Origin of the sequence: Ornithinimicrobium sp. (genome assembly GCF_030537745.1) — a bacterium.
Taxonomy (GTDB): Bacteria; Actinomycetota; Actinomycetes; order Actinomycetales; family Dermatophilaceae; genus Ornithinicoccus.
The window spans coordinates 55,712-70,308 of sequence record NZ_JAUNVI010000004.1 but is presented as its reverse complement, the minus strand read 5'-3'; the positions used below and the strand labels follow the sequence as shown (position 1 = coordinate 70,308).

Below are 14,597 nucleotides of genomic sequence, written 5' to 3'. Positions count from 1 at the left end.
TGCGCCATGGCACGCGGCACGGAGAGGATGGGTGAGACATGCGGTGGTATGACGTCGGTCTGGGGACTTTGGCGGTCGTCACGGCAGCCCTCGTCGTTTTCACCTACCGCGGGGTGGCGCAGGCTCCGGGCACGTTCACTGCCGAGCAGCCCACGAGCAGCGTCGGTGACAACTCGGCCGTCACGAGCGCCGCAGGGGATCACGCCGACGCCACGACCGCTGCCCCACGCTCGAGCCACTCACGGATTACCTCGGTCCGCACGCTTCTCCAGCAGCCCGACCCGATCGTCATCGTCGCCTTGGGGGACTCCACCGGCAACGACTCCTGGGAGTGGCCGTACGAGTGGGCGCGAAGGCTGGCCGTGACGAGGCCGGTCACCGTCGTGCCGTGGGACGGTCTGACTGAAGCTGGGTATGAGGCGCCGCTGCCCCTGAGCGAGGTACCGCAACCGGGGGGTCCTGGCAAGATCACTCTCTACGTCGGCCACCAGGACGGTGCGACTGCCGCCTACCCCACCCAGCACCTGGCGGAGCTCTTCCCCCAAGCCCCGGACCTGGTCATGCTCAACTATGGGCACAACAACACCGTCAGCACGATCGAAGCGGAGCTGGACCAGACCCTGACGGCGTTGCGCGACTCCTTCGGGCCCGAACTGCCTGTCATCCTCACTCTCCAGCAGCCCCAGGCCGGAGACGCCAATGCGCAGGTGCGAACGGCGGTCCACGACTTCGCATCGGAGCACGCCCTGGGCTGGATTGATGTGGCTGCCTCCTTCGCCGAGCACCAGGCCGCCGGCGAGATCCTGATGATGGATGACGTCCACCCGAATGAGGCGGGGCAGGCGCTCTGGGCCGACAAAGTGGCCGCTGTCCTGCACGTGCCCTGACGCTCGGGAATCCACTGCGTCGCGTCGATGTTGGCTTGAGCGACCCCAATTTGTCAGGAGGCCGCGTGCTGATCACCTCAGTCACCCCCGGTGAGCGGACCGGAGCGAGCGCCCTGGTCCCGTTCCACGGGCTAGGGTGGTCCTCGATGGACACCGATCACCCCACACTCGAAGAACTCGACGCGCAAGCTGTCGCGGAGGCAGATGCCAACGTCGACGTCGCGAGCGAGTCCGCTGAAGACCGAGCCGCGCGCTTTGAGCGCGAGGCGATGCCCCTGCTGGACCAGATGTATAGCGCCGCGCTGCGGACGACCCGCAACCCCACGGACGCGCAGGACCTGGTCCAGGAGACCTACACCAAGGCGTTCGCCGCGTTCCACCAGTACCGGCCCGGCACCAACCTCAAGGCGTGGATGTATCGCATCCTCACCAACAGCTACATCAACATCTACCGCAAGAAGCAGCGTCAACCGCTGGAGTCGGACGCTGCCGAGGTGCAGGACTACCAGTTGGCGCGCGCCGCGTCGCACTCCAGCACCGGGCTGCGTTCCGCCGAGGTCGAGGCGCTGGACCGCCTGCCGGACAGCGACGTGACCCGGGCGTTGGCCTCTATCGGGGAGGACTTCCGGATCGCCGTGTATCTCGCGGACGTCGAGGGCTTCTCCTACAAGGAGATCGCCGAGATTATGGGGACGCCGATCGGCACCGTCATGTCGCGGCTGCACCGTGGACGCAAGCAGTTGCGAGAGCTCCTGACCGATTACGCGATCGAGCGCGGCGTCATCTCGGCAGAGGAGGCGAAGTCATGAGCCGACCCACCCGGCCTACCGACTGTGCGGACGTGGTCTTGCGGCTCTTCGAGTTCGTGGACAACGAGACCGGACCACTGGACCGCGACCTCATCCAGGCGCACCTTGATGAATGCGGTTCTTGCCTGGCGGAGTACGAGCGCGACCTGCTCGTCAAGGCACTGGTCCGCAGAGCCTGCGCTTGCCAGCCGGCTCCGGAGGCGCTCCGGGCGCAGATCATGACCCGCATCACGACGACCACCGTGACGATCGTCCAGGACCGGCAGACTCGCCGCTGAGGTCGCGCCACGCAGACTCGCACCGCACAAGGGCCGGTCCATCCATCAGGACGGACCGGCCCTTGTGCTTGCCGAAAGTGTGCGCGTGCGGAAGAATTTCGCGTGCGAAAGCTCAGGCGTTGGGCTTGCGCCCGTGGTTGGCTGCCTTCTTCTTGCGGTCACGGCGCTTGCGGGATCGCTTGCTCATGCTTCCTCCTGGTGCTCGAACGGATGTCTATGAGGCTGTCCGACAGGTCAGGCAGCCGGGCCACCATCGTAAGCCCACGCCGACGTAGCGTCCGCGAAGTGAGATGCATCACACGCGCGGTAAAGACTTGACCAAGTTCCTTGCCTACGGTGGCTTCGGGCTGGCCGCACGGGAGCGCGGTGTGCGAGATTGATTTCAACCGCAGTTCACCGCCGCGGGGTCTTCCCGACTCTCGGGGGACCAACTGAAAGGACAACCACCGTGCTTACTTTGCTGACAGACTTCCTGAACTCCGGATTTGTGGACTTCCTCCGGAGCATCATCGACATCATCTCCTGGGAGGACTAACTGCCAGAACTGACCTCGACGCGGGGCCAGCGCCAACCTGGGGCGGGTCCCGCTTCGGGCTGGGTCTGGCCCTTCATCGTCACGCTGGCGCTGGTGGCGCTGGGGGGTGCCGGATGGGGGTGGCGGCTGGCTGGTGAGGATCCCAAGCTGCCGGTCAGCGTGCTGCTGCCGCTGACCATCATCGGGGTCTTGGGGGTGCTGCTGCGGGAGCGCGACCTAGGCCCGCACCTGGGCGTCTCCTTGGCCACCGTGGTGTTGGCGGCTGCGCTCCCGTTAGCCGGGCCGGCCGGCGCCGTTCTCGTCGGCTTCGTCTCCTACGCCTGCGACGTGCGCCAGCGCAGATTGCGCACCAGGGCCTTCAATGCGGCGATGACCGCCGCAGTGGGGGCGGTCGGGGCACTGGTCTACCTGATGCTCGGGGGGATCCGTGTCGCGGACAGCGCGCCCGCGCCGGGGATCTTGCTGATCCGCGTGGGGATCCCTCTGCTGGTCGCGTATGTGTCGATGGCCGCAGCCAATGCGGTGGCCTATGGGATCATGTCGGCGCTCCTGCGCGGCACCGGCGTCCTTGACGTCGCTTGGCAGGCGTTGCGCAGTCTGGGGTTGGCCTACCTCAGCCACGTGATCATTGCTTTCCTCTTCGCCGTGCTGTGGGGGCCGGCCGGACTGGGTCCGTTGAGCGCCCTGTTTGTCCTGGGACCCCTCGTCGTAGCCCACTGGTCGATCGGGCGTGGGGCGGTGACCAGGCGGGAGCACCAAGAGACCGTCACGACCTTCGTGGCGGCTCTGGAGCAAGCAGATCCGGATTCGGTGGGGCATAGCGTCCGAGTGGCCGACCTCGCGCAGACAATGGGCGGCCACCTGGACATCATCGGTCGAGACGCGGAGTCGCTGCGCTATGCGGCGCTGCTTCACGACATCGGGCTGGTCGCGGTGCGCCCCGAACTGCCCACGGACCCGCACAGTGACGAGGTGGCCTATCTCAGCGGCATGAGCGCGCACCCCGGCGCCGGGGTGGCCATGCTCGGCGGCATGGACTTCCTGGTCGACGCGCTGCCGGCGATCGCCCATCATCACGAGCGCTGGGACGGGCGCGGCTACCCCGCGGGGCTGGCCGGGCCGAGCATCCCCCTGGCCGCTCGGGTGATCGCGGTCGCGGACGCGTATGACGCACTCACCACCGATCACGCAGGGACACCGCTCAGCTCCGAGGCTGCGTTGGCCCAGTTGCGGATCCGGGCGGGCTCGCAGTTGGACCCGACCGTCGTGGAGGCCCTCGCTGACGCCCTGGCGCGCGAGATCGTCGCGCCCCGCCAGCCGCAGCTTGAGCCGCACGCGTCGACGCGAGGGCTCGAGCGTGGGTACCAAGACCACGACCATCCGAGGATGAGCGATGCCTTTGCCGAGTGGCAGCCTGACGCGGTCGGGCAATCGGAATGACGCTGACGTTGCTCACGGCGATCGTCGCCTTCTTGGCCATGGTGCTCGGGGAGGCGTGGCGGCTGGACGTCGACGGCCAAGTGCGGGACGCCCCGATCGCCCAGGCCACCGCCATCGCCCTGGTCGTCGCGACCTCCTGGCCGGCAGTTGCCGTCGACGAAGCCAGGTCGGTCTACCTGGGAGGTCTCCTCGGTCCGCTCCTGCTCGCGGTCCTGGCGACCCTCGTGGTCGGCGTCGCCCGACAGCGGTGGGCCACGCTCCGCGCGGACCTCACCCGGTCCGGGACGACGATCCTGGTCGCTGGCGGACTCTCGAGGATCTTCGTCTTCGACGGACGCAGCCTCCACCAACTGGTCGATGCCCCCGGGCAGCGGGCGGGTCTGGTCGCCATGCTCCTGCTCGTTCTGGCGATCCTGGCAGTCGGTGTGCCCCTCCTGGCCAGATCCGTCGCCAAGGCGCTGGCGGAGCGTGCGCCGGTCGGCTCCCAGATCCTGCGCGACCTGACCCGCTACGGACTCCTGTCCCTGGCCACCGCGACGACCGCCGTGGTGATGGCGCTCTCCCTGCGTGTCCTGGGCCCCATCTCGTTCGTCCTCTTCCTCGTCCCGATGGCGGTGCTGCTGCCGGCGGTGTCGCGCCAGCGCACTGTCAGAGCCGCCCAACGCCAGACCCTTTTCGCGCTCGCCAGGCTGACCGACCACGCGGGCCTGACGGCGCCGGGCCACGCGACCCGGGTCGCGGCCCTCTCGGTGCCGATCGCGCGGGATGTCGGGGTCGATGACGCCGACCTGCTCGACGTTGAGACCGCGGCGCTGCTGCACGACGTGGGGCAGGTCGGCCTGCGGCGGCCGATCCCCGGCGGGGCGACCACGGAGATCTCGACCCGTGACCAGCGCCGTGTCGCCGCGATGGGAGCCGCCATCCTGTCCCGCACCGCCGAGTTGTCCCGGTTGGCGGCGATGGTCGCGGACGTCGGCGTGCCGCAGTACCGCGCAGTCGAACGCGGAGATGTGCTGCTTGGCGCGCGCGTCGTGCGCGTGGTCTCTGCCTACGACGACCTCACTGCGCGCGAGAAGCGGCGCAGCAGTGGAGGCAGCGCCCGGACCGCGATGGAGCGTCTGCTGCGGGCCACTCCACGCGAGTTCGACCCGGACGTCGTGCGGGCTCTGCTACGCCAGCTGGAACGCCGTGGTGAGCTGACCGCGGCCGAGGCGGCCGAGCTCCGCGCGAGCGCCGCGGCACACTGAGCCCGTCAGCCCGGCGTCGCAGAGACGTAACCTGAACGCGTGCTTCTTTCGATCGACACCTCCACCAAGGCCATCGGCGCCGCGCTTTACGACGATCGTGTCCCCGGTGGATCGGTCCTCGCCTCGGCGGTGCACCTCGACTCCCGCAGGCATGGCGAGCTGCTGGCCCCGGCGATCGTGCAGATCCTGGAGGAGGCACAGGTCGACCGCACCCAGATCACCGGCATCGTGTGCGGCGTGGGGCCAGGACCCTTCACCGGGCTCCGCGTCGGCGTCGTCACGGCTCTCGTGCTCGCCCGCAGCCTCGACCTGCCTCGTCCTGCGGGAGTCTGCTCCCTCGACGCGCTCGCGCACTCGGTCATCGATCGCCACGAGGGCGCCCTCCTGGTGGCGACGGACGCCCGGCGCAAGGAGGTCTACTGGGCGGTGTATGACGTCCGCCCGACGGGAGCGCACCGGGTCAGTGGCCCGGGGGTGTGCAGGGCCGCCGACCTCCCGGCCGACGTGCGGGCCTTGCCCACCCTGGGGCGCGGGCACGAACTCTATCCCGAGGCCCTGACGCACCCCCTGGATGATGCGCCACTGGACGTCGATCCGGGGGTGCTCGCCGATCTGGCAGCCCGGCTCATCGCTGGGGAGCACGGGGACGCCCAGGCTGGCGAGGGTTGGGGTTTGCTGGTCCCCGAACCCCTCTACCTGCGCCGGCCCGACGCGGTCGCGCTGCCCGTCAAGGCGTCGCGGTGAGACTGCGCGAAGCGCGCTGGCAGGACCTGGCCGCGATGGCGGCGCTGGAGTCGCGTTGCTTCCCCCATGATGCTTGGCCCGAGCAGACCTTCTGGGCCGAGCTGGCCGGGCGGCCCCGCCGCGGATACTGGGTGGCTCTGGCCGCAGGGCCCAACGCGTCGGACGAGGGGATGGGCGAGAAAGTGGTCGGCTATGCGGGTCTGGACGTGTCCGGCGAAGTTGCCGACGTGATGACTCTCGCCGTTGACCCACGGCAGCGTGGGGCAGGGGTGGGCGCCGCCCTCCTGCAGACCCTGCATACCGCGGGCCGACACCGCGGAGCACTCGCCATGATGCTGGAGGTCCGCGCCGACAACAGGGCCGCTCGGTGTCTCTACGACGCGCACGGCTACGCGACCATCCACACCCGGAGCGACTACTACCGGACCTCAGCGGGGCCCTGGGTGGACGCCCTCATCATGCGTAAGGAGCTTCGATGAACGAACCCTTGGTCCTGGGGCTAGAGACCAGTTGTGACGAGACCGGTGTCGGCCTGGTGAGTGGGCAGACCTTGCTGTTCGACGCCATCGCCAGCAGCGTCGAGGAGCATGCCAGGTTCGGCGGCGTGGTGCCGGAGGTCGCCAGCCGCGCGCACCTGGAGGCGATGGTGCCGACCATCGACCGGGCGTGCCGCGAGGCGGGCGTCAAGCTGAGCGACGTCGACGCGATCGCGGTCACCGCCGGCCCGGGCCTGGCCGGGTCGCTCCTGGTTGGCGTCGCCGCCGCCAAGGCGCTCGCCATCGGGCTCGACAGGCCTCTCTACGGGATCAACCACCTGGCTGCCCATGTCGCCGTCGACATCCTCGAGCATGGGCCGCTACCGGAGCCGGCCATGGGGCTGCTCGTCAGCGGTGGCCACTCCAACCTGCTCCTCGTGCCCGACATCACCCAAGACATCCAGTCGCTGGGCGCTACGATCGACGACGCGGCTGGCGAGGCTTTCGACAAGGTCGCCCGGTTGTTGGGCCTGCCGTTCCCCGGTGGCCCGCACATCGACCGGATGGCACGGGAGGGCAACCGCATCGCCATCGACTTCCCCCGGGGTCTCACCTCGGGGCGTGATCTGCAGCGGCACCGGTTCGACTACTCCTTTTCCGGACTCAAGACGGCGGTGGCCCGGTGGGTGCAGGCCAGGGAGGCCAGCGGGGAGCCGGTGCCGGTGGCGGACGTCGCCGCGAGCTTCCAGGAGGCGGTCGTCGATGTGCTCACCCGCAAGGCGGTCAAGGCCTGCCAGGAGCACGGCGTCCAGGATCTGCTCCTCGGCGGGGGAGTGGCCGCCAATACCCGCCTGCGCGCCCTGGCCAACGAGCGCTGCGAAGCGGCCGGGATCCGACTGAGGGTGCCCAGTCCCGGGTTGTGCACGGACAACGGCGCGATGGTTGCGGCGCTCGGCTCCGAGATCGTGAGCAAGGGTGGCGAGGCTTCCCGGCTCGATCTCCGTGCCGACTCCTCCCAGCCCGTGGAGCAGGTCCGCGCCTGAGTAGCACCTCGACGACCAGGTCGCCGGGTGGTGCCCGATCCCACAGCGGTGTCAGGGTGCCAGTGGTCGCACGACGAGCGCGGTCGGCGTCCCAGCGACCCGCGTCAGGATGAGCGTCCCCTCCTGCCCCTGCCCTCGCCGCAGTCGCAGCTCGGAGCGGAACCGCTCCGGGTCGGTGGAGACCCCGCGCTTCTTGATCGTGACCTGGTCGATCGCCCGCTCGCGTAGCCATGCTCGGACGGGTCGGGGGTGCAGCGGCAAGGACTCTTCGACGGCATACCACCGGGCCCAGGGCACCGGGGTCGGGGCGGGGGCGCTCACGTAGCCCACGTGATGGTCCAGTTCCTGACCGTTGACGAGCGCCGACAGGGTGCCGGTCAGCCCCGCGGCGAGCACGGCCCGGTCCGGCTCGCCGACGAAGGGGCCAAGCGCGTCTGCGCTCTGCAGCGGTTCGGGTGCATCGCTGACCGGCTCCACCACGTGCCAACGGGTGCCACCGGCCCCGGCCTCAGCGGCCTCCGAGGTGCCCACTAGCGCGCTGATCCCCGGCTGGCGCACCGCGCGACCCCACCACACCACGCACTCCACCACGCCTCCGTCAAGGGAGACCCACTCCGCCTCGGCACCGTCGGGCAGGTCCTCGGCGCGAAAGCCGGGGGACAACTTGGCGCCCGTGGCTGCGGTGCGGGCAGCCACGGCCAAGACCTGCTCCCAGCTGGGGGAGAGGTCCGAGAGCCGCCAGACCCGGCGGGTGCGCCCCCTCGCATCTGCGACGCCGGGGGTGCGTCGCGCCGGATCCAACCATGCGCCGTCGCCGGGCGCGGGATCGAAAGAGTCGACTTCTGCGGTGACCACGCGTGCGTGCGGATAGGGCGCAAGGTTGGCGGTTGCCGCGACCGCGACCTCGGCGGAGCGCTCCAGCGCAGTGACGACCAGACCCGCCTCGGCGAACGCCAGCGAGTCCATCCCCACTCCGCTGCCCAGGTCCCAGACGTGCTCCACGCCGCAGGCCAGGAACCGCTCGGCGTGGCGCGCGGCCACTGCTGGACGGGTCGCCTGCTCCAGACCGTCGGCCGTGAGCAGCAACCGATCGGCCACCGGGCCGAGGCGGCCCCGAGCCCGTGACCGGAGCCGGGACTGCGTCAGCGCCGCGCTCGCCAGGTCCGGATCGACCCCCTCGTCCCGCAGCCGGGCGGTCACCGACAACACCGTTGCCTCGTCATACACCGGCAGCCGCCGCAGCAGCGCCAGGCCGGACGGGGACGCCAGCGCTGCCATGAGTTCTGCGGCACGCTCGGTCGAGGTCACCTCGCTAGTGTCCTCCAGCTAGATTGATGGAATGCGTCGAGTCCTCACCCGAGAGTTCACCGGCCTGCTCAGCGATGCGCGGCGGGTCACCCTCAAGCTGGCGGGCGCTGGCCTGGTCGCGCAACTGTCCGTGGCCGCCACCGTGGTCATCGCCGACGGCTTGCGCAAGCGTCGTAGTGCCGAGCATTCTGCCCCCGACGACGACCCGTTGGTCGCCACGGTCCGTGGCAACACGGTCACCACCTACACCTACGGCCAGGACCTCTATGACGACATGATCGCCGCCATCGACGGGGCGCAGGACTACGTCTACCTCGCGTCCTACATCTGGAAGGGCGACGACGTCGGGCAGGCGGTGAAGGACGCCGTCGTGCGGGCGGCGGATCGTGGGGTGCTCGTGTGCCTCGTCTTCGACGGCTTCGCCAACCTGGTGGTGTCCTCGGAGTTCAAGTCGTTCCCGAGCTCGGTCCACCTTCTCAAGTTCCCCGTCCTGCGTTCGCGGCTGCCCGTCATCGACATCAGGCGCACCGGCCGGGACCACCGCAAGATCCTCGTCGTCGACGGAGCGGTCGGCTTCGTCGGGGGTTACAACATCGGCTCCCTCTACGCGAAGAGCTGGCGTGACACCCATCTGCGGATCGAGGGACCAGGCGTCTGGGAGCTGCAGAACTCCTTCGTCGACTTCTGGAACCGACACCGCGGGACGCGCAAGCCAGAGCTGCCCGACAGTGGTTCGTCTCACTGGGACGCGGCCGTCCACGCGGCGCGTAACGAACCGAGCCGGTTGATCTATCCTGTCCGGGCGCTCTACCTCGAGGCTATCGATCGGGCCCTGCACCGGGTCTGGATCACCCAGGGCTACTTCATCCCGGACGCCGAGATCCTGCAAGCCCTCCTGCATGCGGCCGGCCGCGGGGTGGACGTCAAGGTGATCATGCCGGAGCGGTCCAACCACGTGCTCGCCGACATCGTCGCGCGCTACTACTGGACCGAGCTGCTCCGGGGCGGAGTGGAGGTGTATCTCTACCAGGACGTCATGGTCCACGCGAAGACAGCGACCGTCGACGGAGCGTGGTCGACGATCGGCACCGCCAACATCGACCGGCTCTCGCTCCGCGGCAACTACGAGATCAACCTTGAGCTCATCGACCCCGACCAGGCGGCGCACATGGAGGAGATCTTCAGTCGCGACCTGGAACGCTGCCGGCAGATGACGATGGGCGAGTGGAGCAAACGACCTTTCCACTACCGGGTGATCGAGCGGGTGCTGCAACCGCTGGAGCCGTTTCTCTAAGCGCTAGTGGGCAGGTGCCGGTCCGTCGACGGCCCTCGAGCACGTCGCTTCTTGGCACTCGGCTTGACCGAGTGCTAATCGCGGCCTAGATTCGACTTAGCACTCTCGGCACGCAAGTGCCAGCGCACTCACGTTCCTGGTTGATCCCCGCGACGGCGGCCAAGGACGGCGCAGAGAGTGAGATCTGCACCATGACCACACCGGCGGCACCAGTCGACCGGTAGAACGAAAAGGAAGGCAACCGTGTCGGTTTCCATCAAGCCTCTCGAGGACCGCATCGTCGTCAAGTCCGTCGAGGCGGAGCAGACCACAGCGTCTGGCCTCGTCATCCCGGACACCGCCAAGGAGAAGCCCCAGGAGGGCGAGGTCCTGGCGGTCGGTCCCGGCCGTATCGACGACAACGGCAACCGCGTCCCGATGGACGTCAAAGTCGGCGACCGCGTCATCTACAGCAAGTACGGCGGCACCGAGATCAAGCACAGCGGCACTGAGTACCTGATCCTGAGCGCGCGCGACGTGCTCGCGATCGTCGGCTGAGCAGTCGGCCCACGGTCGGGCGAGAAGGAGCGCCGACGACCCGCGAGCGGAGTTCGTCAGCGCGTCACGCCTCGTCCTGATCTTTGAGTGAGTTGCCCCGCCCCACCCGCCCGTGCGGCGAGAGGTGGCGGGGCACTCACGGTTTCACACCACCAACCTCGAAAGGAGCTGTGCGCCGATGGCGAAGCAGCTGGAGTTTAACGATAAGGCCCGTAAGGCGTTGGAGCGCGGAGTCGACGCGCTCGCCAACACGGTCAAGGTCACGCTCGGCCCGAAGGGCCGCAACGTGGTCCTGGACAAGAAGTGGGGCGCGCCCACGATCACCAACGACGGAGTGACCATCGCCCGCGAGGTCGAGCTGGAGGACCCGTTCGAGAACCTGGGTGCCCAGCTGGCCAAGGAGGTCGCCACCAAGACCAACGACGTGGCCGGAGACGGCACGACCACCGCGACCGTCCTGGCGCAGGCCATGGTCAAGGAAGGCCTGCGCAATGTCGCCGCAGGCGCCGGCCCCGCCAGCCTCAAGCGCGGGATCGACCAGGCTGTCGCCGCGGTCAACCAGCGCCTCCTGGACGACGCCCGCGAGCTCGAGGGCCGCGACGAGATCGCCCAGGTCGCCAGCCTGTCCGCCCAGGACCCCGTGATCGGCGAGCTCATCGCCGACGCCTTTGACAAGGTCGGCAAGGATGGTGTCATCACGGTCGAGGAGTCCTCCACGACCGCGATGGAGTTGGAGTTCACCGAGGGTATGCAGTTCGACAAGGGCTACCTCTCGCCCTACTTCGTCTCTGACCCCGAGCGTATGGAAGCCGTGCTGGAGGACGCCTACGTCCTTCTGCACCAGGGCAAGATCTCCGCGGTCGCCGACCTCCTGCCGTTGCTGGAGAAGGTCGTCGGAGCCGGCAAGCCGTTGATGATCGTTGCCGAGGACGTCGAGGGCGAAGCCCTGTCCACGCTCGTCGTCAACAAGATCCGCGGCACTTTCAACGCTATCGCCGTCAAGGCGCCCGGCTTCGGTGACCGCCGCAAGGCGATGCTGCAGGACATGGCCATCCTCACCGGTGGTCAGGTCGTCGCCGAGGAGGTCGGACTCAAGCTCGACCAGGTCGGTCTGGAGGTGCTGGGCACCGCTCGCCGCGTCGTCTGCACCAAGGACTCCACGACCATCGTCGAGGGCGGTGGCGACTCACAGGCCGTCACTGACCGGGTCAACCAGCTCACCGCAGAGTCGGTCGCGACCGACAGCGACTGGGACCGCGAGAAGCTGCAGGAGCGGATCGCCAAGCTCGCCGGCGGTGTGTGCGTCATCAAGGTCGGCGCACACACGGAGGTCGAGCTCAAGGAGAAGAAGCACCGGATCGAGGACGCCGTCTCCGCGACGCGTGCCGCGATCGAGGAGGGCATCGTCGCCGGTGGCGGCTCTGCACTCATCCACGCCGTCTGCGTCATCGACGACCTGGGCCTGACGGGCGACGAAGCGGTCGGCGCGCAGATCGTGCGCAAGGCCGCCCAGGAGCCCCTGCGTTGGATCGCCGAGAACGCTGGGCTGCAGGGCTATGTCGCCACCTCCAAGGTGGCGGAGATGTCCGTCGGTCAAGGTCTGAATGCGGCGACCGGTGAGTATGGCGACCTCTTTGCGGCGGGCGTCATCGACCCCGTCAAGGTCACCCGCTCCGCGCTGCGCAACGCCGCGTCGATTGCGTCGATGGTCCTGACCACCGACACGCTCGTCGTGGACAAGCCTGAGGACGATGGCGAAGACGGCCACGGACACGGCCACTCCCACTGACGTCCCGTCAGGATTGACATACACCTGCGGCCCCGCAGCCCGAGATCTTCGGGCGGCGGGGCCGCAGGTGTATGTCGTCGCGGGTGTGTCGCGGCGGTGCTGTCTTTGATTGATCGGGAGGACGGGCCGGCGCCATACGGTCAGCGGCTGCCGGCCACCAGAGCTCAGGCGGTCTCTGCTGCCCTTGGGGTCTCGTTCGCGATCCCGTCCTCGGCCTCGTGATAGGCGCGGCGTTCGTCCTCGGTCATCCCGCCCCAGACCCCATACGGCTCGCGGGCCGCGAGTGCGTGCCCACGGCATTGCTCCAGCACGGGGCAGGTCGCGCAGACCTGCTTAGCGCGCTCATCCCGTCGGCGGCGCGCGGGGCCACGCTCGCCCTCAGGGTGAAAGAACACCTCGGGGCTGGTCGTCCTGCACGCGCCGTCGTACTGCCACTCCCAGAGTTCTGCCATGGGGCCGGGCTCAGTTGCCTCTACCACGGTGTGGGGCTCCTTCCGAGTCGGGCTACGCCACCCTACGCATCAGTATGGGGCGTCGGGGACAACTTCATACCACCGAGCGCCGGATCGACGTCAGCACGGGTGAGCGTACGTGCCTGTGGGATCTGCGCCGAATGCTGACCTCTAGACTTTCGGCATGACTCCGGCCGATGACATGACTGCTGTTCCTCCGGTCTTCGCGCGGATGGGGCTCACCTACGACGACGTCCTGCTCCTGCCTGGCCAGACCGATCTGGCCCCGGACGAGATCGACATGACGAGCCGTCTGACCAGGGAGATCTCGTTACGCGTGCCCTTGGTGTCGGCCGCCATGGACACCGTGACCGAGGCGAGGATGGCGATCGCCATGGCGCGGCAGGGGGGCATCGGGATCCTGCACCGCAACCTCTCTATCGAGGATCAGGCCTACCAGGTGGACCTCGTCAAGCGCACCCAGACCGGCATGATCACCAATCCGGTGACCATCGGTCCCGATGCGACGCTGGAGGATCTCGACCAGATCTGCGGAGAGTACCGCGTGTCCGGTCTCCCGGTCGTCGACGGCGACAACCGGCTCCTGGGCATCTGCACCAACCGGGACCTGCGCTTCACGCCAGTGGCGGAGTGGGAGCAGACCCTGGTTCGCGACGTGATGACCCCGATACCCCTGGTCACCGCACCGGAAGGCGTGAGCCGCGAGGAGGCGACCGCGATCTTGCGGGCGCACAAGCGCGAGCGCCTCCCGCTCGTCGACGCGGACGGAAGACTGACCGGACTCATCACCGTCAAGGACTTCGTGAAGTCGGAGCAGTTCCCCCGCGCGAGCAACGACGACCAGGGCCGGTTGTTGGTGGGGGCGGCGATCGGCTACTTCGGTGACGCCTGGGAGCGCGCGACCACGCTGGTGGATGCCGGCGTCGACGTGCTCGTGGCCGACACCGCCCACGGCCATGTGCGGCTGTTGATCGACATGGTCAAGCGGCTCAAGTCGGATCCAGCGACGCGCCACGTGCAGGTCGTCGGGGGCAACGTCGCGACCGCGGCTGGTGCGCTCGCCTTCGTCGAGGCGGGCTCGGACGCGGTCAAGGTCGGGGTCGGTCCGGGTGCGATCTGCACCACCCGGATCATCACCGGTGTCGGCGTCCCGCAGCTGACCGCTGTGTATGAGTGCGCGCAGGCCACCAAGGCCGCTGGCGTGCCTGTCATCGCGGACGGGGGAATGAAGAACTCGGGCGACATCGCCAAGGCACTCGTGGCCGGGGCCGAGTCAGTGATGATGGGCTCCATGCTCGCGGGCTGCGAGGAGGGCCCGGGCGAGCTGATCTTCGTCAACGGCAAGCAGTACAAGAGCTACCGCGGCATGGGCTCGCTCGGGGCGATGAGCTCACGCGGCAAAAAATCCTTTTCCAGGGACCGCTACTTCCAGGCCGAGGTCACCAGCGACGACCAGCTCATCCCGGAGGGGGTAGAGGGCAAGGTGGCCTACCGCGGAGCAGCCAGCGCGGTGGTGCACCAGATGGTCGGTGGCCTGCGCCAGTCCATGTTCTACATCGGCGCACGCACCGTCCCCGAGCTCGCCGCCAAGGGTCAGTTCGTCCGCATCACCCAGGCGAGCCTGCAGGAGTCCCATGCGCACGACATCGAGATGACTGCCGAGGCCCCCAACTACCACCGGTGAGGCCAGCGCGGGTGTGGCGTGTCGGGATCCGCTCCCCACGCTGGGTAGCCTGT

14 protein-coding genes are annotated in these 14,597 nt (G+C 68.7%); 12 read left to right on the top strand and 2 right to left on the bottom strand.

The features are described 5' to 3' along the window. The first annotated feature begins 38 nt into the window (after positions 1 to 38). From Q4P07_RS01845 to tsaD, 8 genes are all read left to right on the top strand, one after another. Positions 39 to 887 carry an SGNH/GDSL hydrolase family protein gene (locus tag Q4P07_RS01845; protein WP_303373188.1) on the top strand — a complete coding sequence of 283 codons (849 nt, stop codon included), beginning with the start codon at positions 39 to 41 and terminating at the stop codon, positions 885 to 887. A gap of 146 nt (positions 888 to 1,033) precedes the next feature. Continuing rightward, complete coding sequence (locus tag Q4P07_RS01840; RefSeq protein WP_303373209.1) at positions 1,034 to 1,696, top strand: sigma-70 family RNA polymerase sigma factor; 663 nt, start codon at positions 1,034 to 1,036, stop codon at positions 1,694 to 1,696. Next, positions 1,693 to 1,974 (top strand): mycothiol system anti-sigma-R factor, encoded by a 282-nt coding sequence (gene rsrA, locus Q4P07_RS01835; protein ID WP_303373187.1) that lies wholly within the window; start codon positions 1,693 to 1,695, stop codon positions 1,972 to 1,974. Before Q4P07_RS01840 ends, rsrA begins: the two co-directional genes overlap by 4 nt. Positions 1,975 to 2,602: 628 nt before the next feature. After that, positions 2,603 to 3,949: an HD-GYP domain-containing protein gene (locus Q4P07_RS01830; protein WP_303373186.1), complete on the top strand. Its 1,347-nt coding sequence runs from the start codon at positions 2,603 to 2,605 to the stop codon at positions 3,947 to 3,949. After that, the gene (locus Q4P07_RS01825; protein WP_303373185.1) at positions 3,946 to 5,196 is read left to right on the top strand and encodes an HD-GYP domain-containing protein; all 1,251 of its coding nucleotides are present in this window, start codon (positions 3,946 to 3,948) and stop codon (positions 5,194 to 5,196) included. The genes Q4P07_RS01830 and Q4P07_RS01825 overlap by 4 nt, the downstream gene beginning before the upstream one ends. A gap of 39 nt (positions 5,197 to 5,235) precedes the next feature. Further along, positions 5,236 to 5,940, top strand: coding sequence for a tRNA (adenosine(37)-N6)-threonylcarbamoyltransferase complex dimerization subunit type 1 TsaB (gene tsaB / locus Q4P07_RS01820; RefSeq protein ID WP_303373184.1), 705 nt, complete (start codon positions 5,236 to 5,238; stop codon positions 5,938 to 5,940). Continuing rightward, complete coding sequence (rimI, locus tag Q4P07_RS01815) at positions 5,937 to 6,419, top strand: ribosomal protein S18-alanine N-acetyltransferase (RefSeq protein WP_303373183.1); 483 nt, start codon at positions 5,937 to 5,939, stop codon at positions 6,417 to 6,419. Before tsaB ends, rimI begins: the two co-directional genes overlap by 4 nt. Then, positions 6,416 to 7,459 (top strand): tRNA (adenosine(37)-N6)-threonylcarbamoyltransferase complex transferase subunit TsaD, encoded by a 1,044-nt coding sequence (gene tsaD, locus Q4P07_RS01810; protein ID WP_303373182.1) that lies wholly within the window; start codon positions 6,416 to 6,418, stop codon positions 7,457 to 7,459. Before rimI ends, tsaD begins: the two co-directional genes overlap by 4 nt. Before the next feature lie 51 nt (positions 7,460 to 7,510). Here the strand turns inward: tsaD and Q4P07_RS01805 are convergent, their stop codons facing one another. Continuing rightward, complete coding sequence (locus Q4P07_RS01805; RefSeq protein WP_303373181.1) at positions 7,511 to 8,767, bottom strand: class I SAM-dependent methyltransferase; 1,257 nt, start codon at positions 8,765 to 8,767, stop codon at positions 7,511 to 7,513. A 31-nt stretch (positions 8,768 to 8,798) separates the two neighbouring features. On the opposite strand from Q4P07_RS01805, the gene Q4P07_RS01800 reads away from it, so the two are divergent. The 3 genes from Q4P07_RS01800 to groL all read left to right on the top strand — a co-directional run bounded on the left by Q4P07_RS01800 (position 8,799) and on the right by groL (position 12,387). After that, positions 8,799 to 10,061, top strand: a complete 1,263-nt coding sequence (locus Q4P07_RS01800; protein WP_303373180.1) for a phosphatidylserine/phosphatidylglycerophosphate/cardiolipin synthase family protein — start codon at positions 8,799 to 8,801, stop codon at positions 10,059 to 10,061. 243 nt (positions 10,062 to 10,304) lie between these two features. Continuing rightward, a complete protein-coding gene (gene groES / locus Q4P07_RS01795) occupies positions 10,305 to 10,598 on the top strand; it encodes a co-chaperone GroES (protein ID WP_303373179.1) in 294 nt (97 codons plus the stop codon). Between the two features lie 178 nt (positions 10,599 to 10,776). Further along, positions 10,777 to 12,387 carry a chaperonin GroEL gene (gene groL / locus Q4P07_RS01790; protein ID WP_303373178.1) on the top strand — a complete coding sequence of 537 codons (1,611 nt, stop codon included), beginning with the start codon at positions 10,777 to 10,779 and terminating at the stop codon, positions 12,385 to 12,387. A gap of 164 nt (positions 12,388 to 12,551) precedes the next feature. On the opposite strand, the gene Q4P07_RS01785 is transcribed toward groL, so the two are convergent. Further along, positions 12,552 to 12,839 carry a WhiB family transcriptional regulator gene (locus tag Q4P07_RS01785; RefSeq protein WP_303373177.1) on the bottom strand — a complete coding sequence of 96 codons (288 nt, stop codon included), beginning with the start codon at positions 12,837 to 12,839 and terminating at the stop codon, positions 12,552 to 12,554. A gap of 184 nt (positions 12,840 to 13,023) precedes the next feature. On the opposite strand from Q4P07_RS01785, the gene guaB reads away from it, so the two are divergent. Further along, a complete protein-coding gene (gene guaB, locus Q4P07_RS01780; RefSeq protein WP_303373176.1) occupies positions 13,024 to 14,544 on the top strand; it encodes an IMP dehydrogenase in 1,521 nt (506 codons plus the stop codon). Positions 14,545 to 14,597 lie beyond the last annotated feature (53 nt).